Origin of the sequence: Aeromonas sp. FDAARGOS 1411, from assembly GCF_019047125.1 — a bacterium.
Lineage (GTDB): Bacteria > Pseudomonadota > Gammaproteobacteria > Enterobacterales > Aeromonadaceae > Aeromonas > Aeromonas veronii.
The window spans coordinates 3,229,897-3,253,302 of sequence record NZ_CP077214.1 but is presented as its reverse complement, the minus strand read 5'-3'; the positions used below and the strand labels follow the sequence as shown (position 1 = coordinate 3,253,302).

22 protein-coding genes are annotated in these 23,406 nt (G+C 60.2%); 19 read left to right on the top strand and 3 right to left on the bottom strand.

The annotated features are described in order from the left end of the window. Positions 1–5 precede the first annotated feature (5 nt). Together hutU and hutH are read left to right on the top strand one after the other, a co-directional pair. The gene (gene hutU, locus I6L41_RS14620) at positions 6–1,715 is read left to right on the top strand and encodes a urocanate hydratase (RefSeq protein WP_216959695.1); all 1,710 of its coding nucleotides are present in this window, start codon (positions 6–8) and stop codon (positions 1,713–1,715) included. A gap of 4 nt (positions 1,716–1,719) precedes the next feature. Then, positions 1,720–3,252, top strand: a complete 1,533-nt coding sequence (hutH, locus tag I6L41_RS14615; RefSeq protein ID WP_216959693.1) for a histidine ammonia-lyase — start codon at positions 1,720–1,722, stop codon at positions 3,250–3,252. Positions 3,253–3,397: 145 nt separating this feature from the next. On the opposite strand, the gene I6L41_RS14610 is transcribed toward hutH, so the two are convergent. Together I6L41_RS14610 and I6L41_RS14605 are read right to left on the bottom strand one after the other, a co-directional pair. Continuing rightward, entirely contained in the window at positions 3,398–4,495 is a 1,098-nt protein-coding gene (locus I6L41_RS14610) for a calcium:proton antiporter (RefSeq protein WP_040069504.1), read from the bottom strand. Positions 4,496–4,775: 280 nt separating this feature from the next. Next, on the bottom strand, positions 4,776–6,302 hold the full coding sequence (locus I6L41_RS14605) for an EAL domain-containing protein (RefSeq protein ID WP_216959690.1): 1,527 nt from the start codon (positions 6,300–6,302) through the stop codon (positions 4,776–4,778). 504 nt (positions 6,303–6,806) lie between these two features. On the opposite strand from I6L41_RS14605, the gene I6L41_RS14600 reads away from it, so the two are divergent. Further along, positions 6,807–8,735: an EAL domain-containing protein gene (locus I6L41_RS14600; RefSeq protein WP_216959687.1), complete on the top strand. Its 1,929-nt coding sequence runs from the start codon at positions 6,807–6,809 to the stop codon at positions 8,733–8,735. Positions 8,736–8,811: 76 nt separating this feature from the next. Here I6L41_RS14600 and I6L41_RS14595 read toward each other — a convergent pair whose 3' ends face one another. Further along, positions 8,812–9,735 carry a 1-aminocyclopropane-1-carboxylate deaminase/D-cysteine desulfhydrase gene (locus I6L41_RS14595; protein ID WP_216959684.1) on the bottom strand — a complete coding sequence of 308 codons (924 nt, stop codon included), beginning with the start codon at positions 9,733–9,735 and terminating at the stop codon, positions 8,812–8,814. Between the two features lie 87 nt (positions 9,736–9,822). On the opposite strand from I6L41_RS14595, the gene I6L41_RS14590 reads away from it, so the two are divergent. From I6L41_RS14590 to I6L41_RS14515, 16 genes are all read left to right on the top strand, one after another. Continuing rightward, a complete protein-coding gene (locus tag I6L41_RS14590; protein ID WP_026035092.1) occupies positions 9,823–10,686 on the top strand; it encodes a hypothetical protein in 864 nt (287 codons plus the stop codon). Continuing rightward, the gene (locus I6L41_RS14585; protein ID WP_216959681.1) at positions 10,686–11,279 is read left to right on the top strand and encodes a PilN domain-containing protein; all 594 of its coding nucleotides are present in this window, start codon (positions 10,686–10,688) and stop codon (positions 11,277–11,279) included. The genes I6L41_RS14590 and I6L41_RS14585 overlap by 1 nt, the downstream gene beginning before the upstream one ends. Next, complete coding sequence (locus I6L41_RS14580; RefSeq protein ID WP_005340017.1) at positions 11,279–11,926, top strand: hypothetical protein; 648 nt, start codon at positions 11,279–11,281, stop codon at positions 11,924–11,926. The genes I6L41_RS14585 and I6L41_RS14580 overlap by 1 nt, the downstream gene beginning before the upstream one ends. Then, the gene (locus I6L41_RS14575) at positions 11,919–12,248 is read left to right on the top strand and encodes an MSHA biogenesis protein MshK (protein ID WP_216959678.1); all 330 of its coding nucleotides are present in this window, start codon (positions 11,919–11,921) and stop codon (positions 12,246–12,248) included. Before I6L41_RS14580 ends, I6L41_RS14575 begins: the two co-directional genes overlap by 8 nt. 70 nt (positions 12,249–12,318) lie before the next feature. Next, the gene (gene mshL, locus I6L41_RS14570) at positions 12,319–13,986 is read left to right on the top strand and encodes a pilus (MSHA type) biogenesis protein MshL (protein WP_216959675.1); all 1,668 of its coding nucleotides are present in this window, start codon (positions 12,319–12,321) and stop codon (positions 13,984–13,986) included. Positions 13,987–14,078: 92 nt separating this feature from the next. Then, complete coding sequence (gene mshM / locus I6L41_RS14565) at positions 14,079–14,969, top strand: MSHA fimbrial biogenesis protein MshM (protein ID WP_120416286.1); 891 nt, start codon at positions 14,079–14,081, stop codon at positions 14,967–14,969. Further along, positions 14,966–16,060 (top strand): tetratricopeptide repeat protein, encoded by a 1,095-nt coding sequence (locus I6L41_RS14560; protein ID WP_216959672.1) that lies wholly within the window; start codon positions 14,966–14,968, stop codon positions 16,058–16,060. The genes mshM and I6L41_RS14560 overlap by 4 nt, the downstream gene beginning before the upstream one ends. A 74-nt stretch (positions 16,061–16,134) precedes the next feature. Continuing rightward, positions 16,135–17,844 carry an MSHA fimbrial ATPase MshE gene (mshE, locus tag I6L41_RS14555; protein WP_216959669.1) on the top strand — a complete coding sequence of 570 codons (1,710 nt, stop codon included), beginning with the start codon at positions 16,135–16,137 and terminating at the stop codon, positions 17,842–17,844. A 3-nt stretch (positions 17,845–17,847) separates the two neighbouring features. Beyond that, positions 17,848–19,068, top strand: coding sequence for a type II secretion system F family protein (locus I6L41_RS14550; RefSeq protein ID WP_019446485.1), 1,221 nt, complete (start codon positions 17,848–17,850; stop codon positions 19,066–19,068). Positions 19,069–19,155: 87 nt separating this feature from the next. Further along, positions 19,156–19,617 (top strand): hypothetical protein, encoded by a 462-nt coding sequence (locus I6L41_RS14545; protein ID WP_115522196.1) that lies wholly within the window; start codon positions 19,156–19,158, stop codon positions 19,615–19,617. Between the two features lie 77 nt (positions 19,618–19,694). Then, the gene (locus tag I6L41_RS14540) at positions 19,695–20,366 is read left to right on the top strand and encodes a prepilin-type N-terminal cleavage/methylation domain-containing protein (RefSeq protein WP_159142877.1); all 672 of its coding nucleotides are present in this window, start codon (positions 19,695–19,697) and stop codon (positions 20,364–20,366) included. Positions 20,367–20,380: 14 nt separating this feature from the next. Continuing rightward, on the top strand, positions 20,381–20,815 hold the full coding sequence (locus I6L41_RS14535; protein ID WP_100647010.1) for a prepilin-type N-terminal cleavage/methylation domain-containing protein: 435 nt from the start codon (positions 20,381–20,383) through the stop codon (positions 20,813–20,815). A gap of 57 nt (positions 20,816–20,872) precedes the next feature. Then, positions 20,873–21,361: a prepilin-type N-terminal cleavage/methylation domain-containing protein gene (locus I6L41_RS14530; protein WP_159142878.1), complete on the top strand. Its 489-nt coding sequence runs from the start codon at positions 20,873–20,875 to the stop codon at positions 21,359–21,361. Continuing rightward, positions 21,348–21,908 (top strand): prepilin-type N-terminal cleavage/methylation domain-containing protein, encoded by a 561-nt coding sequence (locus I6L41_RS14525; RefSeq protein ID WP_158113706.1) that lies wholly within the window; start codon positions 21,348–21,350, stop codon positions 21,906–21,908. The genes I6L41_RS14530 and I6L41_RS14525 overlap by 14 nt, the downstream gene beginning before the upstream one ends. Continuing rightward, complete coding sequence (locus tag I6L41_RS14520; protein WP_216959666.1) at positions 21,908–22,837, top strand: PilW family protein; 930 nt, start codon at positions 21,908–21,910, stop codon at positions 22,835–22,837. The genes I6L41_RS14525 and I6L41_RS14520 overlap by 1 nt, the downstream gene beginning before the upstream one ends. Positions 22,838–22,874: 37 nt before the next feature. Beyond that, complete coding sequence (locus I6L41_RS14515; protein ID WP_216959662.1) at positions 22,875–23,300, top strand: MSHA biogenesis protein MshP; 426 nt, start codon at positions 22,875–22,877, stop codon at positions 23,298–23,300. Positions 23,301–23,406: the final 106 nt, after the last annotated feature.

Here is a 23,406-nt window from a genome sequence, read left to right as displayed (position 1 = left end):
TGTGTATGTCTGTGCAACAGCAGGATCCCCGTCATGATCCTAACCGCGTGATCCGTGCCCCGCGCGGCACTGAACTGACCGCCAAGAGCTGGCTCACCGAGGCGCCGCTGCGGATGCTGATGAACAACCTGGATCCTGAGGTGGCCGAGCATCCCCAGTCGCTGGTGGTCTATGGCGGCATCGGTCGCGCCGCCCGCAACTGGGCCTGCTTCGACAAGATCGTCGAGGTGCTGACCCGGCTGGAGGAGGATCAGACCCTGCTGGTGCAATCCGGCAAGCCGGTCGGGGTGTTCCAGACCCACAAGGATGCGCCGCGGGTGCTGATCGCCAACTCCAATCTGGTGCCGCACTGGGCCAACTGGGAGCACTTCAACGAGCTCGATAGGAAGGGCTTGATGATGTACGGCCAGATGACTGCGGGTTCCTGGATTTACATCGGCACTCAGGGGATCGTGCAGGGCACCTACGAGACCTTCTTCGCGGTGGCCAATCAGCACTTCAACGGCTCGCCTGCGGGCCGCTGGATCCTCACTGGTGGTCTAGGCGGCATGGGCGGTGCTCAGCCGCTGGCCGCCACCATGGCTGGCTTCTCGATGATCGCCGTGGAGTGCGACGAGACCCGCATCGATTTTCGTCTGCGCACTCGTTATGTGGACAAGAAGGCTCACAGCCTGGATGAGGCGCTGGCCATGGTCGAAGAGGCCAAACAGGGCGGTACCGCCATCTCCGTCGGTCTGCTCGGCAACGCCGCCGACGTCTTCGCCGAGCTGGTGGCCCGGGGCATCACACCGGATGTGGTGACCGACCAGACCTCCGCCCACGACCCGGTGCACGGCTACCTGCCGCAGGGCTGGAGCGTGGCCAAGTGGCGCGAGCTGCAGCAGAGTGCCCCGCAGGAGGTGAATCTGGCTGCTCGTCGCTCCATGGCCCGTCAGGTGGAGGCGATGCTGACCATGCAAGAGCGCGGCGCGGCGACTCTGGATTACGGCAACAACATCCGCCAGATGGCGCTTGAGGAGGGGGTGAAAAATGCCTTCGACTTCCCCGGCTTCGTCCCCGCCTATATCCGCCCGCTGTTCTGCGAGGGGATAGGCCCATTCCGCTGGGTGGCCCTTTCCGGCGATCCGGAAGATATCTACAAGACAGATCAGAAGGTGAAAGAGCTGATCCCCGACGATCCTCACCTGCACAACTGGCTCGACATGGCTCGCGAGCGCATCGCGTTTCAGGGGCTGCCGGCGCGGATCTGCTGGGTCGGGGTCAAGGATCGGGTGCGGCTCGGTCTGGCCTTCAACGAGATGGTGAGAAACGGCGAGCTGAAAGCGCCCATCGTCATTGGCCGTGACCATCTGGATTCCGGCTCGGTGGCGAGCCCGAACCGCGAGACCGAGTCGATGATGGATGGCTCCGATGCCGTCTCCGACTGGCCGCTGCTCAACGCCCTTCTCAACACCGCTGGCGGCGCGACTTGGGTCTCTCTGCACCACGGCGGAGGGGTCGGTATGGGTTTCTCCCAGCACTCCGGCGTGGTGATCGTCTGCGACGGCTCCGATGACTCGGCCCGCCGCGTCGGCCGCGTGCTGCGCAACGACCCGGCCACCGGGGTGATGCGCCATGCGGATGCGGGCTACGAGATTGCCATCAACTGTGCCCACGAGGCGAAACTGGATCTGCCGATGATTGACGGCGCCAACGGTGTCAAAGGAAAGGTGTAAAACCATGTTTGAATTGACTATTACTCCGGGCGAGCTGGATCTTGCCACCCTGCGCCGCGTCAGCCGCGAGCCGGTACATGTTTCACTGGATCCGGCCGCGCTGCCGGGGATCCACGCCTCCGCAGCTGTGGTTACCAAGGTGATCGAACAGAACCGGGTGGTGTATGGCATCAACACCGGCTTTGGCCTGTTGGCCAACACCCGCATTCCGGTGGAGCAGCTGGACGAGCTGCAGCGCTCCATCGTCCTTTCCCACGCAGCAGGGATTGGCGAGTACATGGATGACGCTACCGTGCGGCTGATGATGGTGCTCAAGCTCAACTCGTTGGCGCGGGGCTTCTCCGGCATCCGGCTGACGGTGCTTGAGGCCTTGATGACCCTCATCAACGCCGAAGTCTATCCGGTGGTGCCGAAGAAAGGATCCGTCGGCGCCTCCGGCGATCTGGCGCCGCTGGCTCATATGAGCTGCCTGCTGATCGGGGAGGGCAAGGCTCGCCACAAGGGCGAGCTGATCGACGCCGCTACTGCGCTGAAAATTGCCGGGCTCGAGCCCATCGCGCTGGCGCCGAAAGAAGGGCTGGCGCTGCTCAACGGCACTCAGGCCAGTACCGCCTTTGCGCTGGAAGGGCTGTTCCATGCCGAGGATCTCTACGCCGGTGCCATCACCATCGGCGCCATGAGCGTGGAGGCAGCCCTTGGCAGCCGCCGTCCGTTCGATGCCCGCATCCACGAGGTGCGCGGTCAGCGTGGCCAGATCGACGCGGCCGCCTGCTATCGCCACCTGCTGGTGGATGGCAGCGAGATCGGCATGTCCCATCACAACTGCGAGAAGGTGCAGGATCCCTACTCATTGCGCTGCCAGCCGCAGGTGATGGGGGCCTGCCTGACCCAGATCCGTCAGGCGGCCGAGGTGTTGGTGTGCGAGGCCAACGCGGTCTCCGACAATCCGCTGGTGTTTGCCGAGGATGAAGACATCCTCTCCGGCGGCAACTTCCACGCCGAGCCGGTGGCCTTCGCCGCCGACAACCTGGCGCTGGCCATCGCCGAAATCGGCTCGCTCTCCGAGCGGCGAATGGCACTGCTGATCGACTCGCGGATGTCCGGTCTGCCGGCGTTTCTGGTCAACAACGGCGGAGTGAATTCGGGCTTTATGATCGCTCAGGTCACCTCGGCGGCGCTCGCCTCCGAGAACAAGACCCTGGCCCATCCAGCCTCGGTAGACAGCCTGCCCACCTCCGCCAATCAGGAGGATCATGTTTCCATGGCGACCTTCGCTGGCCGCCGGCTGGCAGACATGGCGGAGAACACCCGCGGCATTCTGGCTGTTGAACTGCTGGCGGCGGCACAGGGGCTCGATTTCCGCGCGCCGCTGCGCAGTACCGAGCTGATCGAGCTGGCCAAGGGACGACTGCGGGCAGAGGTGAGTTTCTACGACAAGGACAGGTACTTCGCGCCGGATATCGAAGCGGCAGCCGCCCTGCTGGGCCGTGCCAGCTACAACGACCTGATCCCGGCCGGGGTGCTGCCCAGCCTGTAAGCCTTGATCACCCTTCTCCCCTGGCGGGAGAAGGGTGGGGGAGGAGGGGAAAGCCGCTTCACAGGCGCCGGTGAGAGCCGGGAGCAGATGATAAAAGACCGCCCAATCGGGCGGTCTTTGCGTTTCTGACGTTGGTTGAACGCGGTTATTCGTGTTCGAACATCAGGAACAGATAAACCACGAACAACACCAGATGGGTCGCACCATGGAGCACATTGGTGCGGCCGCTGCTGAAGGTCACTTTACAGACCATCAGGGTCGTGACCAGCAGCACCATATCGGCGGGGGAGAGGCCGAGGCGTACCTCCTGACCCAGCATGGAGCCGATAAAGAGCACGGCAGGCACGGTGAGGGCGATGGTGGCCAGCACAGAGCCGAAGTAGAGGTTCATTGCCCGCTGCAGCTGGTTGTTGAAGGCGGCCTTGATGGCGCCGACTGCTTCGGGAGCTAGCACGATACATGCGACGATAAAGCCGCCCAGTGCCGCGGGTGCTTCCATCACATGCACCCCGTAGTTGATGGGGATGGCCAGGGTCTTGGCCAGCAGGATCACTACCAGCAGGTAGGCGAGCAGCAGGATGGTGTGATAGACGTTGCTCTGCAGCGGGCCGTGGTGCTCCTCGTAATCCTCGTGATCGCTGTCGACGAAGAAGTGGCTGTGGCTGCGGGTCTGGATCAGCAGAAAGACCCCGTAGAGCAGGATCGAGATGATGATCAGCATCCACGACATGGCGCGCGACATACTGCCGATTGCACCACCTTCGGTGAAGTTGGGCAGCACCAGACAGAGCAGGGCCAGCGGGATGATGGCCACCAGATAGGATTTGACCCCGTCCAGATTAAAGCTCTGGGTGTGGTAGCGCCAGCCGCCAAACAGCAGGGTGAAGCCCACCAGACCGGTACTCACCAGCATCACTACTGCAAACATGGTATCGCGGGCCATGGTGGGGTTGGGCTCACCGGTCAGCATCACCGAGGAGATCATCACCACCTCCAGCGAGATGACCGAGAGGGTGAGGATCAGGGTGCCGAAGGGCTCGCCCAGCTTGATGGCGAGGGCATCGGAGTGGCGCACCACCGAGAAGATGGCCCAGGTGACGATGGCCAGTAGTGCCGCCGAAACCGGAAGATAGATCCCGAGCGGAGTTGTCTCTGTCAGCAGGTCACTGCCCAGGGTCTTGAAAAAGAGCAGGGTCAGCAGGCCAACGGGCAGGGCAATCTCTTGCCGGATAACTGTCTTCATAGGCAATGGTTCTCTATTGGGGGTCTTGACGACCGGATGACATAAACAGGCTGCACGGTTATCGGTTGCGCAATAACCGGCTCCTTATGATAAAGGTTGTTATCCCCGTCAGGGCAGATCATTTTGTTGCTGAATGTAAATAAGGGGTGGCAGGAGGCGGTTCGATTTCACTATGGAGCCGGGCCCGGGTCTGCTGGGGGGCTACCGGCCATCGGCACCTCTTTGGTGATGCCGAGCGTATAGCCAAGCCATTTCGCGGCCAAATCCTGCCAGATCTGCGTTAGCTGGCCTTCTGGTGTTGCAACTGCCACTCTCGTTGCCAGTGGGTCAGTATCTTCAGCGGCATGGGTTTGCCGAAGAAGTAGCCCTGGATCAGATAGACGCCGTGCTGGCTCAGATAGTCGACCTGCAGCTGGCTCTCGACCCCCTCGGCGATCATCTCCATGCCCGATTCCCGACCGAAGACGATGATGGCATCCAGCACGCTGCGCTTGAGGTCGTTGGTGCCTATGGTATCGACGAACATCTTGTCGATCTTGATCTGGCGGATCCCCAGGCTCTGCAGGTAGGCAAAGCCGCCATAGCCGGTACCGAAATCATCCAGCTTGAAGTGATACCCCATCTGTTGCAGCAGGGTGATCTCCTCGGTGGCCGCCTTGATGTCGAGGATCGGCTTGCGCTCCGTCAGCTCGAAGGTGAGCCGGGCGGGTGAGGGGTTTTGGCTGTGAGCGAGCAGGGTGCGCAGCAGGGGCTGCTCGATATGGGCCGCCACCAGATTGACGCTGACCCACTGCTCCGGTGCCAGCTGCGGCAGGTCGGTGATCACCTGCTCCAGCAACTGTTCGGTCATCGGCAGGATCAGCCCCTGCTCCTCTGCATATTCGATAAAGGTGCCCGGAGGGATCAGCTCGTTTCCCCGCTGCCAGCGCAGCAGCGCCTCGAATCCCACCACTTGGTGGGTACGGGCATCCACTATCGGCTGGTAGAGGGGAATAAATTCCTTGCGGATCAACCCTGTCTGCAGCAGTCCCTTGAGGGAGCGCCGATAGCTGCGCAGCAGCCAGTATGTGACGCTTAACAGGGCACCGAGCGCGATACCGAACCAGAGACCGTAGTGATTGAGTTGGTCATGGGCATATTGCTCCAGCGCTTTACCCGCCCAGACCGTCTGTTTGGTGAGTTCATTGGGATCGAAGAAACTCAGGCTGATATTGCTCTCTTCCTGTTTGATCTTTTTGTCGCCACGAGGAAAGTGGACTGTGCTTGCATCGGTATCCTGTCGGCTGAACTCCAGATAGAAGCAGTGGCTGCAGGGGTGTTGCAGCAGGTCGTGGCTCCAGCTGTTATCCAGCACCCAGTAGGCGAGGTTGTCGCCGGATCGGTAAAAAGCCACCAGCTCCTGCTCGGTATTGTATTTGGCCACGGTGGCGGTGATCCCCAACTTGCCAAACTTCTGCCCGCTGTTCTGGAGCTCTTTGATCAGCGGGATCTCCACCCCCAGGCTGGAGCAGCTGTTGCCGGAAGCGAGCTCCAACCCTTGCAGGCGGATATGAGCGCTGTAGAAGCGCGGATCGCGCAGCAGCTCCATGTCTTTGGCACCGCAGTTGAACTCAAATTGTGCCAGCTGTTTGTTGATGGCGGCATCCAGCTCCCGGTGGCGTACGGCCATGGCTCCCTTGAGCTCGGCAACCTTCTCTTCCAGCAGATGAAAGGCCATCGGCTTGGCAAACCACAGGCCGAGAAACTGGCTGCCCACGACAGGCAGGACGAACAGCAACAGAGCGATCCAGACGGGTGATTTACGCAAAGGAAGTACCTGCCAGTTTCATGAGACACAAATGGACTTTGCCATCATAGAGCATTAGTGCAATCAATTTGAGTCCGAGTTGTCACACTTGTTGATTGATTTTTTAACTGCATGATTTTAAATGTGTTTATTATTAACTTTGGCTAGATTCAATCGCTGACCTGTCATAAATGACAATTGCTCAGCTTATCCGAACTGCATTAGAGTAGCCCTGCGGTTTGACTCACCGTGTGTTCAATACTCCTGTATCTGTTTTTTGTCAGTAGCACAGAGTGTTAGTTTTGATATGAGTGTTCCTTTTGGTCCCCTTTGAGGGACCATTTTTCTGTCTGTCATCCCGCCCTTTCCCGCGTCTGTAGCCTGTCATCCTTGGTATTCTGCCTCTGCTTTGGGTTATGCTTGCCCGCTTAAATTGCAGAAGCGGGATCTTCATCCATAGCTGTGGCCCGATCGCCGCTGCTACCATGAGGCGACATGGATGATGCTGGGCATACGGAAAGGCGCATGAAACTCACTACACAGCTTGTCTCATTTATCACCCTTTGCGTGATCGCAGCCATGGCGACCGTGCTGATTGGCGGGGTGTTCAGCTTTCGCGAGCTGGGCATGGAGTTGCAGCAAAAGAAGGTCGATGCGCTGGTCGAGGTGATCGACAAGCAGCTCGATGTTGCTCACGACATGGAGGATATGAGCCACTGGCTGCCCACCCTGCTGCGGGCTGCCCATGTGGTCGAGCTGGAGGTGCGCCAGAATAACCAGCGGGTCTACTGGTTCCGCGATGTGCGCAATCCGGTCGACGAGCAGCTGCTGGTGCCATACAGCCACCCGCTGCCCCATCAGACTGGCATGCAGGCGAACTTCAAACTGGAGCGCCCCTTCAAGGAGGCGGAATACTCCATCAAGGCAATGTCCGGCATCTCTCTGGGCATCTTTATTGTGGTGTTCGGTCTCTGGTACTCCATCCGCTGGCTGCGCCAGCAGTTGCGCGGGGCCGAGCTGCTGGGCATTCGCGCCCAGCTGATCCTCGATGACAAGCTCTCCAAACTGAGTCATGACCCCGCCGAAGAGTGGCCGGTGGCCGCCAGTCAGGCCCTCGATCATCTGCTCGCCGAGCTGGCGGATGCCCGCAAGGAGCGTAGCCGCTTCGACAACTTCATTCGCAGCAACGCCTTCGTCGACAAGATGACCGGCATCGGCAACCGGCTGTTTTTCGACAACCGGCTGGAGAGCGCCATCATGGAGGCGAGCGTGATGAGCGGCGGCGTGCTGCTGATCGATCTCGCCTGTCTGGAGGAGCTGGAGGCCGATCAGTTCGAGCTGCTGGGGCACGATTTGATGATGCAGGCGAGCGCGACCATAGGTGCCTTCGTGCGCAAACACAACGGTGCCCTGCAGGCCCGCTATGCCGGTCAGGTTTTTGCGGTGTTGCTGCCCAACATGTCCGAGAGCGAGATGGTGGATAGCGCCAGCCAGCTGCTCAAGAGCCTGCAACGGCTGCATTGGCCGCAGGAGGTCAACCCCGAGACGGCGGTTTATCTCGGCGCCGTCTGTTATCAGGCAGAAGACAGCCTGCTCAAGGTGCAGGAGGAGGCTGAGCTGGCCCTCAAGAGCGCTCGTCTGCAGGGGCACAACGGCTGGTTCCTCTACGAGAAGCAGCTGGATGAGGAACAAAGCAGCAAGGGCACGGTACGCTGGCGCACCCTGATCAGCCGCCGTCTCGAAGAGCACGGCATCGAATTTTATACCCAGCCGATCCAGCAGGATCGGGGGCAGGTGGTGCTGCAGCAGGAGCTGCTCACCTATCTGCACGACGAGCAGGGACGGGCTTTGCAGGCGGGGATCTTCATGCCGATGGCGGAGAAGGTGGGCCTGTTACTGCAACTGGATCGGCTGGTGGCGGAGCAGACCCTAGCCCTGCTGCGCCAGCGTTCCGAGCAGAGCTGTCCCATCAGCCTGACCCTCAGTGCCCAGAGCCTGCTCAACCGCGAGTTCCAGCGCTGGCTCTTCTTCGCCCTGTTCCAGCTGCCGCGCAGCACTAACGAGCGGCTGATCCTGCAACTCTCCGAATCCCAAGTGACCCGCCACTTCGAGGCGCTCAAGCGGCCTCTGCGCTCCCTGCGGATGCTGGGCTGCCAGCTTGCCATCGATCATGCCGGTCAGGATGTGGTGAGCACCCAGTACATCAAGGAGTTCGAGATCAACTTCCTCAAGCTGCACCCCAGCCTGGTGCGGGAAATCCATGCCCGTCAGGTCAACCAGATGGCGGTACGCAGTCTGGTGGGGGGCTGCGCCAATACCCGCACCCGTGTGCTGGCAGTGGGGGTGGAGAGTGGTGATGAGTGGAAGATGCTGCGCCACCTCGGAGTGCATGCCGGGCAGGGGCCCTGGTTTGCCGAGCCCCAGCGTCTGGTGCTGGAACCGGCTGGTGATTGAGATAAACAAGAGAGGGTCGCCTTGGGGCGACCCTCTCTTGCTTGCGATGCTGTTTGCGGTTGCCGTCAGGCGGGGGTCACAGTCGCCCCTGCTCACGCAGCCCGGCGAGCTCCTGCATGCCGCCAGTGTGGATAAAGACGATTTTGCTGCCGGGGGCGATACGGCCTGCCGCCAGCTCGCGAAACAGACCCCACATTGCCTTGCCGCTATAGATGGGCTCAAGGGGCAGGCCGGTGTCGGTGCTGAAATCCTGCACCCACTGCCAGAGGGCCGGGCTGAATTTGGCGTAGCCACCGTCGTGGTGATCGAGCGCGATGCGCCAGCCGGGGATATTGGCAGCCGCGGGATGGAGGCGACACACCTCGTCAGCGATAAAGCCACCTCCTTTCAGTACCGCAATGGCGAGGATCTGCTCCCGATCCTGTTTCCCAGCGATCAGGCCCGCCAGAGTGCCGCCGCTGGCGCAGGGCAGTACCCAGAGATCCGGCGAGAAGGGCACTTCGCAGACCAGTTCTGCCACGCCGGGGATGGCCAGCGGGCTGCTACCCCCCTCCGGCACTATCAGGGTATCGGGTGCATCGAATTGGGCCAGCCAGTCGGGATCCTGCCGTCGCCGGTAACTCTGGCGGTCGACAAAAACGAGATCCATGCCCCAGCGCCGGGCATCACGCAGAGTAGAGTTACTGACGGCGTCATATTCGCCCCGTATGATACCGGTAGTACGAAGACCAGATTGGCACCCCGCTGCCGCCAGCGCGTGGATATGATTGGAGTAGGCGCCGCCAAACGAGAGCAGATGCCGTTTGCCGTGCTCTTTTGCATGCAGCAGGTGGTATTTGAGCTTGCGCCACTTGTTGCCGGAGATGGCTGGATGGATCAGATCATCCCGCTTGCACCACAGCTCGACGCCATAGCGGGTCAGCAACGGATGGTGGAGACGTTGCAGGGGGGAAGGGAGGATGGCTTGACCCTCTGACTCGGCGGAAAGGCTGGCTTGCAATGGTGAGTCCGTCTTTTAATCTGGAGGCTAATCTGCTGTTTATGTTAATATTTCATACATTTAATCACTATTGATGGGCGGGCTTACATGAAACAACTGTTCAGACGGTCGACGCCAAGCCGCCAAGTCGGGCTCTTGCTGGCCAATGACAGGATCATGCTGGCTGCGGTGGGCAATCCCCCCGTCTTCGCGACGCGCACCATCAACGGCCCACAGGAGTGGGCAGTGGCCATGAACGAGCTGTTCAGCCGTCATGGGTTGGCCAAGTCTACGGTGCGGGTGGCCCTCGCCGCCAGCCTTTATCAACAGATCCAGATCGACAAGCCTGCCGTGCCTGACGCCGAGATGGCGGGGGCGCTCCCCTGGGCCATCAAGGATTATGTCAGCGAACCCGTGCTGCAACTGGCGATGGATTATGTGGACTTGCCCACCCCGCCGGCCGGTCGTCCGCGCATCAATGTGATTTGCCTGCCCAAGAGCCGGGTGCAACAGCTGGCCGATGCCATCAACGGCATCGCGACCCTGCAATCCATCATCAGTGACGAATTGGCGCTGACCTCTCTCTATGACGCGGATGACACGGTGCGCATGCTGCTGTGGCAGCCCAAGGGGCAGGATCTGCAACTGCTGGTCTTCCATCAGGGCGGGCTCTGCTTCTCCCGCCAGCTGCGCGGTTTCACCAGCCTGACTGGCGAACATGAGCCGGACAGCATGCTGCTCGATTCACTGGCGCTGGAGATCCAGCGCTCCCTCGACTATCTGGCGGGCCAGCTGAAATTGCCCGAGCTGGGGCAGATGCAGTTTGCCGTCGCCTCGCCCTTTATCGGTACCCTGGTGCGCCACATGGAGCAGACCTTCGGCTTTGCCGTCTCCGCCATGGCCAACAAGGCGGTGCTGGCCGGCGTTGAATACCTCTCGGCTTACGCCGCCGCCATCGGGGAGGATGCGTGATGAAACGTCAGATAAACCTCTATGGCGCCGAGTTTCGACCCAAGCGGCAGTGGGCCAGCCTCAATCAGATGGCGCTGGTATGGAGCTTTGCGCTGCTGCTGATCCTGTTGACGGGGATCGGTTACAGCTGGCAGCAGCAGCAGGTCAGCCGGGCGCTGGCGCAGCGCTCTGCCGAGCTGGAACTCAAGCGCAGCGAGGCGCAGCGGCTCGACGCCGAGCTGGCGCGCCATCAGGCAGATCCCCGGCTGCAACAACAACTGGTCAACAAGCAGGATGAGCTGACGGCCAAGCAGGGGCTGATGCGCCAATTGGGCAGCCTGACCCTGCAAAAATCCCAGGGCTACGCCAGCGTGATGGCGGATCTCTCCCGCATTCGCAACAGCAATCTCTCGTTGCAGCGCATCGAGATCAACGAAGGGCGGATCAACCTCTCCGGCTTTGCCGGACGCAGTCAGGATGTACCGGCCTGGGTCAACCGCTTCAAGCAGACCCCGAGTCTGGTAGGCAAGGAGTTTGGTGAACTGACCCTCGGCCGTGACAAGGAGGGTCGCCTGACCTTCCAGTTGAGCGGCATTGCGCGGGAGAAACCCTGATGAACCTGAAAGCACAATGGCAGGCATGGGGCCAGCGTATCGCCGTGTTGAGCCAACGGGAGCGGGTGTTGATCCTGCTGACCGGTCTGGTGCTGCTGGGGGCGGCCGGACTCTACGGCTGGCTCGATGGTGCCGATACCCGCCTGCAGCAGGATCGCATGGCCCTGAGCGCCGCCGAGCGCGACCTCGAGATCATGGAGCTGGAAAACCTCGGCAAACAGGCACGGCTCAAGCGGGATCCCAATCAGGGAGTTCGCGACCAGCTGGCGCAGGTCGAAGCGGATCTGGCCCGGATCGACGATGAGCTGAAGGCCCAGACCGTCGATCTGATCCCGGCGCACGAGATGCCGCTGGTGCTGGAGGCGCTGCTCTCCCGCTCCGCCAACCTTCACATGCTGGCCCTCAGTTCGCTGGAGCCGACCCCGCTGATGGCGGGAGAGCAGAAGGTCAATCTCTACAAGCATGGTATCCGGCTTCAGCTTGAAGGCGGCTATTTCGATGTGTATCAATATCTTAAAGCGCTGGAAGCCTTGCCGCGTCACTTCTACTGGAAGCAGTTCGACTATCAGGTCAAAGCCTATCCCGGCGCGGTGGTGGAGATGGAGATCTACACCCTGAGTACCAGCAAGGAGTTTATCCGTGGCTAGAGTATTTGCGTTGTGCTGTTGCCTGTTCAGCTTGCTGGCACAGGCGGAGCAGGTCGAGGTATTGCAGGATCCCACCGCGCCGCTGGTTGATGTGGCGGTTGGCGCCCGTGCGACCGGCGAGAGCAGCGCCGGTTTGCCGAAGCTGCAGAGTGTCATGCTGGGCAATGGCCCGGCACTGGCGGTACTCAATGGCAAGAGTTATCGGGTCGGGCAACAGGTGGACGGCTATACGCTGGTGGCCATCAATGCCGATGCCGTGGTGCTGGAAAAGGCGGGAAAACGCCATGCGGTAACACTGTTTGCCAGCAAGATCCGGGTTTGAGTCGTGCTTGCCTCTCGAGAGGTGAATCGGCTTTATCGAGTTTAATTGCAAGTCAGGGTGCCCTAATTACATGAAAAAACACCGTCTCTGTCTGATCACCGTGGCCATGATGGCTGCAGGCTGTACCACGTATCAGCACCCCGAGCCGACCCAGGCGAAGGATGCCCTCAAACAGGCCATGAACGAACAGCAGAAACAGGCTGCCCCTCTGACCGCGTTGCCCAAATCGGTGCAAAGTGAATTGCTGCAGCTGAACCGGCCGCAGATACCGGTCGGCATGCCGGAGAAGCGGCTGCGTATCGCGGCTCACGACGTGGAGGCGGTAGAGTTTTTCGGTTCCCTGTTCAAGGGCTCCCGCTACAGCGTGGCGGTTCACCCCGGGGTGGCCGGGCTGGTCTCCGTCGAGCTCAAGGATGTGACTCTGCCAGAGGTGCTGGCGGTGGTGGGCGACATGTACGGCTTCGACGTGCAGCGCAAGGGCAATGTCTTCCATATCTATCCGGCGGGTCTGCGTACCGAAACCATCCCGGTCAACTATCTGATGATGTCCCGTCGTGGTCTCTCCCGCACCTCGGTCAGCACCGGCGGGGTGACGGCCAATGACAGCAATAACAGCAGCGACAGCAGTTTTGACAGTGCATCGAGCAACAACAGCACCAATAACTCCTCCGGCAACAACTCGAACGGCAACAGCAGCAATGGCACCCGCATCGAGACCGATACCAACAGCGACTACTGGACCGATCTGCGCGACTCTCTGCAGACCCTGATTGGCACGGGTGACGGTCGCGCGGTGATCACCAGCCCGCAGGCGGGTCTGGTCACCATTCGCGCCTACCCGAAAGAGCTCAAGGCAGTGCGTGAATTCCTGAATCAATCCGATAGTCACCTCAAGCGGCAGGTGGTGCTGGAGGCGCGGATCATCGAAGTTGCCCTCAACGAAGGGTATGAGCAGGGAGTGGACTGGAGCGGTCTCTCCGCCAGCTGGGATGGCAACAAGGGGATTACTGGTGGCGGTTCACTGGCCAATACCCAGTTACCCACCACCCCTAATCAGATCTTCACTGCACTGGGTGGCGGCGCCGGTTTCAAGGTCTCTGACGGCAACTTCAATGTAGCGGTCAACCTGCTCAAGACTCAGGGCGATGTGAATACCCTCTCCAGCCCCCGTGTCACCGCGACCAACAACCAGAAGGCGGTGATCAAGGTGGGGACGGACGAGTACTTCGTCACCAACGCATCGACAACAACCGTGAGCACGACGAGCGGTGACCGAACAACTCCCAATGTAGAGTTGACCCCTTTCTTCTCAGGTATCTCTTTGGATGTAACACCACAGATCGATGAAGAGGGGAAGGTGCTGCTGCATATCCATCCCTCCGTTATCGATACTGAAGAGCAAACCAAGACCATAAAGGTGACAGACAGCGATACGCTGGTGTTGCCGTTGGCGAAAAGCTCGATCCGCGAATCCGATACCGTAGTGCAGGCCAATAACGGTGACATCATCGTTATCGGCGGCCTGATGAAGACCGACAAGCAGGAGATCGTCAGCAAGGTGCCGCTGCTGGGGGATATTCCTTGGGTGGGTGAAGCCTTTACCAACCGCCGCGAGAGCACCAAGAAGGTGGAGCTGGTGATCATGCTCAAACCGACCGTGGTGGAGAAAGATACCTGGCAAAACGAGCTGCAACGCTCCTCCGAGCTGCTCGACAAGTGGTATCCGGCCAAGGGCTGACCCATGACACCAGATGCGGTCACCCTTATCCCGAACGGCCTGTGCAGTATTGACTGCACAGGCTGCTTGCTTGCCGTGGCAGGTGAGGTCTCATGTACCTGACCCACTTCGGCCTGCAGGAGGCACCGTTCAGCCTCACTCCCAATACCGGCTTCTACTACGGCCTGCCGCCTCACGAAGAGGCGCTGCAGGTGCTCAACTGGGCGCTGGCGCAGGGGGAGGGCTTTATCAAGGTGACCGGCGAGGTGGGCACCGGCAAGACCCTGCTCTGCCGCAAGTTGCTCAGCGAGCTGGGTTCGGAAGCGCGTCCGGTGCGGCTTGCCTGGTTGCCCAATCCCCACCTTACTCCAGCCGAACTGCGCATCGCGCTGGCGCTGGAGCTGGGGTTGGCGGTACGGGATCAGAGCGAGCTGGATCTGACCGATCGTATCCATCGTCACCTGATCAGCCTGCACCAGCAGGGCAGCAGGGTGGTGGTGCTGATCGACGAGGCGCAAGCGCTGCCGGACGAGACCCTGGAGGCGATCCGCCTGTTCGGCAATCTCGAGACCGAATCGAGCAAGCTGCTGCAGATCGTGCTGTTCGGCCAGCCGGAGCTGGATGCCAGACTGGCCAAGCCGCATCTGCGCCAACTGCGCCAGCGGATTGGCTTCTCCTACTGCCTGCGGCCGCTGCGTTTTGACGAGACCCGCGCCTATCTGGAGCACAGATTGCAGGTCTCCGGTTACCGCGGGGCACCGCTGTTTGCAGGTCGAGCCATGCGTCTGTTGTGGCGGGCATCGCGAGGGATCCCGAGACTTATCAATATCCTGGCGCAGAAGTGCCTGATGCTGGCCTATGGTCAGGGTGTGCGCCAGATCGATAGCCGTCTGGTGCGGCTCGCCATTCGCGATACCGACGATGCCAGCCGCTTTGCGCCACGGCGCTGGTGGCCCCTGTTACTGTTGCTGGGGTGCGCCCTGGCTTATGGAGTCTGGCCATGAGCGTTATCAACCATATGCTGAAAGATCTGGATCGGCGCCAGCAAGGATCCGAAGGTGCTGCCGTCTATATTGCCCCTGCGCGCCAGCAGGGATGGTGGATGTTGCTGCTGACCCTGATCTGCGGTCTGGCACTGGGGATCCTTGGTTGGCGAACCTGGATCTACTGGCAGCAGACCCAACCCGTTACGGCTGCCAGCGAAGTGATCGCCCCCGATGCGGTGACTCCCGATGTTGTGGCAAGGGCCGCCGCGCCCGTCAGCCAGCCCGAGCCGGTCGAGGTGGCGGCCGCGCTGCCACTGCCAAGCCAGGATGAGGTGAATGATAAGGTTGGGGAGCATGACTCTGGCGATACGGCCTATGGAGCGCCCTTTGATGCCTCCAGCGATGTTGACGAGACGGAGCCGACCGATGAAGAGCTGCAGCCCGAGCTTTACGCCGAACTGGCGGCAGAGCAGCAGGCAGTTGTCAGCGCACCGCGCAAGCCGAGCGTATTGAAGATCGAGACGGTCGAGCTGTCGGCCAAGGAGCTGGCAGCACTGGCGGAGCGCAAGGCGACCACCGCCATGGCCAAGGGAAGCCTGCGCGATGCGCAGGACAACTACTATCAGGTGCTGGCCCACGACCCCTACAACCAGGGGGCGCGCGAGCAGCTGGCGGGGCTGCTCTACGGCGAGGGCCGTCTGACCGAGGCGCGTCAGCTGCTGGAAGAGGGGATCCGGCTCGATCCCCAACAGGCCGATTTTCGTCTGCTACTGGCCCGCCTTGCCATCAGCGAGGGGCAGCAGCAGCAGGCGCTTGGCTGGCTGTCCGGTTATCAGCCGGATCTCGCCAGCAACATGGACTATTACGCGACCTGGGCCGGGCTGACTCAGGAGCTGGGCCAGAATGCCGATGCGGCGGCGCTCTATGTGAAGCTGCTGCGTCAGCAGCCGGATCAGGGCCGCTGGTGGCTTGGCCTCGGTGTGGCCGAGGATGGTCAGGGTCACAGCCAGAGGGCGCTCGATGCCTATCGCAACGCCTTGCTGCACGGCAACCTCGGCGAGGCATCGACCAACTGGCTGGAACAACGAATTGGCCAACTAACCCCTTGATAAACAGCAGGCTCGATTAGCGAAGCGGAATCGGATGCGGCAACGGGTGTGAAGTAACAGAGATCGGAGCAAACATGGCACAACCCAGACTGAAAATGCGCCTCGGCGACCTGCTGGTACAAGAGCAGATCATCTCTGATGATCAGCTGCAGCTTGCCCTGCAGCAGCAGCGTCAGACCGGCCGCAAGCTGGGCACCACTCTCATCGACCTCGGCTTTATCAGCGAGGTGCAGCTGTTGCAGTTCCTCGCCCGCCAGCTGGATGTGCCCTTCTTCGATCTCAACAACCTCACCATCGACGCCGCCGCGGTGCCGCTGCTGCCCGAAGTGCAGGCGCGTCGCTATCGGGCACTGGCGGTCAACCTCACCGACGACAAGGTGACGGTGGCCATGTCGGATCCGGCGGATTTGAGTGCGCTGGATGCCATCGCCGCCCTGCTGAGCCCGCGGGAGATGGTGCTGGCGGTCGCGCGGGAAGGGCAGTTGCTGGACTATTTTGACCGCCTCTATCGCCGTACCCGCGAGATTGAGAGCTTCGCCGAACAGCTGCAGGAGGAGTATCAGGACTCCGGCTTCGAGCTGGGCTCCAGCAATCTGGGAGCCAATGACGAGGGGGAGGCGACGGTGGCCAAGCTGCTGCGCTCCCTGTTCGAGGATGCGGTGCAGGTGGGGGCGTCGGATATCCACATCGAACCGGACGAGAAGGTGCTGCGCATTCGCCAGCGGATCGACGGCATCCTCCACGAGAATATCCTCAACGAGGTGCGCATCGCCCAGGCGCTGGTGCTGCGCCTCAAGCTGGTGGCGGGGCTCGATATCTCCGAGAAGCGCTTGCCGCAGGATGGCCGTTTCAATATGAAGGTGCGCGGTCGCGATGTGGATGTGCGGATGTCCACCATGCCGGTGCAGTATGGCGAGTCTGTGGTGATGCGTCTGCTGGATCAATCTTCTGGCATCCTCTCGCTGACCGAGACCGGCATGCCGCCTGAGATCCTGACCCGTTTCCGTCGCCAGCTCAAACGGCCGCACGGGATGATCCTGGTGACCGGCCCGACCGGTAGCGGCAAGACAACCACCCTCTATGGCGCTCTCTCCGAGCTCAACCAGTCCAGCAACAAGATCATCACGGTGGAAGATCCGGTGGAGTATCGTCTCTCCCGCGTCAATCAGGTGCAGGTCAACCCCAAGATCGGCCTCACCTTCTCCAACGTGCTGCGCTCCACCCTGCGTCAGGATCCGGACATCCTGCTGGTGGGTGAGATGCGGGACGACGAGACGGTGGAGATCGGCTTGCGTGGCGCCATCACCGGTCACCTGGTGCTGACCACCTTGCACACCAACGATGCGGTGACCAGTGCCTTGCGCCTCATCGACATGGGGGCGCCCGGCTATCTGGTGGCGAGCGCCCTGCGGGCAGTGGTCGCCCAGCGGCTGGTGCGGCGGGTATGTGAGCACTGCGTTGAGGAGAAGGCGCCCGACGAAGGGCAGGCCACCTGGCTCACCGTACTCTCCGGCGAGGCGCCCGGCCAACACACCTATCACAAGGGCCGGGGTTGCCAGAGCTGCAACTTTACCGGTTATTCTGGCCGGATCGGGGTCTACGAGCTGCTGGAGCTGGATCAGCCGATGATGGATGCCCTGCGCCGCAACGATGCGGAAGGGTTCGCCAAGGCGGCCCGTCAACATGAACACTATCGGCCGCTGGCCCTCACAGCCCTCGATTATGCCCGTCAGGGGATCACCTCGGTGGATGAGGTGCTGCGACTGGCCGAGGATTTGGGGTAAGCGATGGCTAACTTTGCTTACAAGGGGCGTGACAGCCAGGGCAACGCCACCAGTGGCGTGGTCGAAGCGGCCAACGAGATGGCAGCCGCCGAGCAGCTGATGCGCCGTGGCGTGATGCCCACCGAGCTCAAACCGGGCAAGGCCAAATCCGCTGCAATCGACTGGTCACTGTTGCTGGAAGGGGGCGTCAAGCTGGACGAACTGGTGATCTTCAGCCGCCAGATGTATGCCCTGACCCGGGCCGGGATCCCTATCTTGCGTGCCATTGCCGGGCTGGAGGAGAGCACTCACAGCAAGCCGCTCAAGCGGGCGCTTCACTCGCTGGGGGAAGATCTTGGCAACGGTCGCCCGCTCTCCAGCTCGATGCAGGCGCACCCCAAGGTATTCAGCAGCCTGTTCGTCGCCATCATCCATGTGGGTGAGAACACAGGTCAGCTGGAAGAGGCCTTCTTGCAGCTCGCCAACTATTTCGAGCTGGAGCTGGAGACTCGCAAGCGGATCAAGACCGCCATGCGCTACCCCAGCTTCGTGATGATCGCCATCGGTATCGCCATGGTGATCCTCAATATCATGGTGATCCCGGTGTTTGCCGGCATGTTCGCCAAATTCGGGGTGGAGTTGCCGCTGGCGACCCGCATTCTGCTCGCCACCTCACACTTTTTCGTCCACTACTGGTGGCTGCTGCTCGCCATTCTGGCGGGGATGGTGTTCGGTTGGCGCCGCTGGGTCGCCACTACCAAGGGCAAGCTGACCTGGCACCGCTGGCAGCTCAAGTTGCCGATCGTCGGCACCATCATAGAGCGCTCCCTGCTGGCCCGTTTTGCTCGCAGTTTTTCCATGATGCTCAAAGCCGGGGTGCCGCTGAACACGGCGCTGACCCTGGTGGCCGATGCGGTGGATAACGCTTATATGGCGGGGCGGGTGCGGGATATGCGCGCCGGTATCGAGCGGGGCGAGAGCCTGCTGCGCACCGCCAGCAGCAGCGGCCTGTTCACCCCGCTGGTGATGCAGATGATCGCCGTGGGGGAGGAGACCGGTCAGGTCGATGACCTGCTGCACGAAGCGGCCGAGTATTACGAGCGGGAGGTGGATTATGACCTCAAGAGTCTCACCGCTCGGATCGAGCCGATCCTGATCGGGATCGTGGCGGTAATGGTGCTGATCCTGGCGCTGGGTATCTTCACCCCCATGTGGGACATGATGCGCGCGGTTCGCGGCAAGTAATCTTGCTGGAACTGGATATCTTCACGCCTGAGTGGTGGGACATGTGCGAGCCGTAAGAGGCAAGTGATCGGTGGAGTCGAGGGCTGGATGAACAGACAGACGCAGCAAGATGATCGCTGGCTGACCGGATATCGGCGGATCGCCGTGATCATCCTGTTGATGGTGATTGTTGCTACGTTGGTGCGTAGCTATCAGGGCCACCGGGAAGAGGCGCAGCAGCTCACCCTCACCTTGTTGGGGGAGCAATTTGCCGAGCGGGCACAGCGTTTGCACGGCATTTGGCTCGATGAGCGGCGTCCGCAGATCCTGCATGTTGTCGGCAAGGGGTGGCAGTTTGACGCCCGGGGTTGGCCCCTGGGGCTGGTGCCGCTGCAATCCCCTTCGGAAAATTGCCGTCAGTTGTGGCTGGCACTGATGGGTGAGACGAAGGGGGGCATGCCTCCCCTGCAGGTTCTGGCCCGCCCCGATGGCAGTGGTTGCGAGATGGGGTGGGATGGTTATTGGCTGGTTTATCAGTTTTCTGACGGGCGGGTGATGAAAAAGCCTTGAATGAAACTAATCATATGACCCAACTACATGATTTTTTTGGGCCTGCATGAAATAATGTGGGGCATTATGGAGGGAGCATGACAATGAAACCAATGGCATCAACAATGCCGGAAAACGGGATGAGAAGACGGTCTGCCGGCTTTTCCCTCATTGAGCTGGTGATCGTTATCGTGATCCTGGGGATCCTGGCGGTGACTGCACTGCCGCGCTTTCTCGATGTGACTGACGAAGCGAAAAAGGCCAGCGTGGAGGGAGTCTCTGGCGGTTTTGCTACCGGCGTTTCACTGGTGCGGGCGCAATGGGAGGCGGAAGGTCGCGCCAAACAGGACAGCCTCAACACCGTGCTTTATGACGGTAGTCGCTTCTATCTGACCACTCCGACCGATACCCAGATCAGCAACGGCGAGCTGTCGCCCGGCTATCCCATGGATACCGTTGCAAGCGGTAATCCCGATGTGGATCCGGCCAATCTGACCGCCGAACGTTGTCTCAATATTTGGGAGGGGTTACTGCAAAACCCGCCCAAGGCTACGGCCAGCTTCAATGAAGTGCGCGGTAGCGGCAATGACCTGAAATACTATGCCACAGTGAGCAGTAATGGACTGGATTCGGTCTGCCGTTACTATTTGGTCAATAGTTTGAGTAAGGGCAGTGATGGCAAGTATCAGGATCCGCAAGGCAAGACTGATGCATTTATGAGTTTCAGTTACCGCCCGGCGTCCGGTCAGGTGACCACAAATATTAATTAACAGAGGAAAGTGAAATGAAAAAACAGGCGGGTTTTACCCTGATCGAACTGGTTATCGTGATCATCATTCTGGGTATTCTGGCGGTTACCGCTGCACCCAAGTTCCTGAATCTGCAGGATGATGCTCGTAAAGCAGCTGCTGATGGTGTTAAAGCATCCTTGCAGAGCTCTGCTCAGATGATTTACAGCAAAGCTGCGATTCAAGGCATTGAAGCATCTTCTGTTGCAGTATCAGTTGCTGGCACCACTGTTGAGGCCATATATGGTTATCCGACAGCAAATACTATTGCAAATGCCGTTACGTTGGATGGTTGGAGTGAAGTATCTGCATCCAAAGGAACGTTCAAACCTCAGGCTGCTGGCAATAATGCGAATTGCCAAGTCAAATACAATGAAGCATCTGCTGCTGGTGGTTCATATAGTGTGGTTGTTTCGGGTTGTACTAACTGATTGTTGTGACGAGCGAGGCTTTGGCCTCGCTTTCTCTTTTCCCTGATGAGAAATCCCATGCCTGCAACCAAGGGCTTTACCCTGATTGAACTGGTACTGGTGATCCTGTTACTCGGGATTCTGGCCGCCTTTGCCGTGCCCAAATGGCTGGGCAAAGGCGGCTTTGAAACTCAAACCGTACGTGACGAGTTGCTGACCCGCTTGCGGCTGGTGCAGACCGTCAATATGCATGAGCCCGCTAACCGCTGCACCCAGCTGGTGGTTGCTTCCCCCCGTTTTGCCCACCGTACTTATGCTGCGTGTCCTGCCAGCGATGATCTGAGCAGTGGCTGGACTGACAATCTGCGCACCCGTGGTCGGCTGGTGACCCCCTCTGCCGGTATATCTATCTCCCTCAATAACCGCAACAACTTCGTGCTGCGCTTCGATCAGATGGGCAGACCGCTGGGCAGCTGCGTCACCGGTTGTACCTTGCTGGTGAGTGATGGTCGCGAAACCAGCCGTATCCAGATTGAGTCAGAGGGATATATCCATGAGATCCCTTAAGCGCGGTTTCACCCTGATTGAGCTGATCGTTGGCATAGTGCTGCTGGCGGTGGCTTTGACCGGCATTTTGGGGTTGCTTATCAATCAGGCGCCACAGGCGGTGGATCCGGTGCAGCAGGTACGCGCCGCCCAGCTGGCCCAGCGCCTCTCCGGCGAGATCTTGCAAAAGTCGTTTGATGAACATTCGGATCACAACGGTGGTCGTTATCGTTGTGGCGAGCAGGTGGCAGGGGTGACCATCTCTCCCTGCTCCACCAGTTATGGCCCGGATGGTGAGCCCGCATCCTATGCCTATAACGATGTGGATGATTTCGATACCGCAGGTAATTGGGTGGATGCCAACACCCTGACTCAGACTGCAGCGGGAGTCAGCGGTGAGGAGTATCGCAACTATCAGTTGAAAATTATGGTAAGCGGAGCCGATTTCAGCGATGGCACTTTCAAGAGTTGTGCCGCCCCCTGCTCTGTGGGCAAGCGTATTGATCTGCAGATCAAGCTGCCGGATGGGAGCGTGCTCGACTTCTCCTTCTATCGGGGAAATTACTGATGGATCGCTCTGCTGTTGGGGGTTGCCTCTCTACCAGAATATCAGCGCCCCTAGCCAACTCCGGCGCCAGATTACGACTGGCGGCTAATCGAACCTACCGCAAACCTCGGGGTAACAGTGGCTTTACCCTGGTCGAGCTGGTGATGGTCATCCTGCTGCTCGGGATTATGGCGACCTTTACCAGCCAGTTTATCGGTATCGGTACCCAGATTTATGGCGATGCCAGTAGTCGTGAGCAACTGATGAGCGATGCCCGCTTCGCCATGGAGCGGCTTAACCGCGAATTGCGTGATGCGGTGCCAGGCTCGGAGCGGATCGAGACGACTGGCGGGACATGGGACGACACCGGTGCCTGTTTGCGGTTCTGGCCCATCAGCACCTCGAGCCGCTATCTGGCACTTAACCGCGCCATGTCGGGGAGCACGGCCACCCTTGAGCTGGTGATGGCGACCCCGGCTTCTGCTGCCAATCCGCTGGATGTGGATGCCACCGCCGTCAAAAAAGACGATCAGCTGATTGTATTCCCCGTGCCGGACAAAAATGTCGGTTCGCTTACTGCAGGCTGCGATTATGGCCGCTGTGTAGCCAGGGTTACCGATGTGCTGATGCCCGTATCCGGAGCGCAAACCATCCGCTATACCAGCACCGAGAGTCTGACTGGCCTCTCTCCAGGCAGCCGGGTCTACTTTGCCAACCAGCAGGTTCGCTACTGTGTGGAAGGAAACACGCTGACCCGTGCCACAGCCCCCATTGGAGCACCCTTACCTGCACATGGCGTGTTGATGGCGGATTCCCTTCGTATTGGCACCTTCTATCGGGAAACCTCGGCGTTTAACGCCGAAGGGGAGTTTGGCATGCGCTTTGTCTTCGAGCGCAAGGGGGAGTCGGTCACCTTCAACCACAAGATAGAGGTGTTCAATGTGCCCTGATCCACAGGCTTTCGGACGGATGCGAGGCAGTGCCTTGATGATCGCCCTGTTTGTGATTGTGGTGATGGCACTGCTGGCGGCTGCAATGGGCCGTTTTCTGGTCGATAGCGGCGAGAAAAATACCGTGGAGGTGCGCAGCGTGCGGGCCCTGCTGATCGCCCAGAGCGGGCTGGAAGTGGCTCTCTATCGGTTGTTCCCCAAGCGCACGCTTGCCCAACCGACCCCACCTGCGGTCTGCTTGGCAAGTAGCCCACTGAGCTTTGCCAGCAATCCAGGGCTGACCAACTGCCAGGCAGTTGTTCGTTGCGCCACGGTGCCGGTGACCTACAACGGATCTGTGACCAATGGCTATCGTCTCGAGAGTGTCGGAACCTGTGGCAGCTCGGACCTTAACAGTGCCAACCCTGATTTTGCCGTGAGCCGAACCCTGATGGTCGAAGCTTATGATGGAGGAGCGCCATGAATCGTGATGGCGATGATGTCGGTTGTGTTAGTCACTTCTGGTTGGAGTGGTTATCGCTGTTTCAGTGCAAGTCATTCGCCTGCACTTTGTACTGACGATCGATATT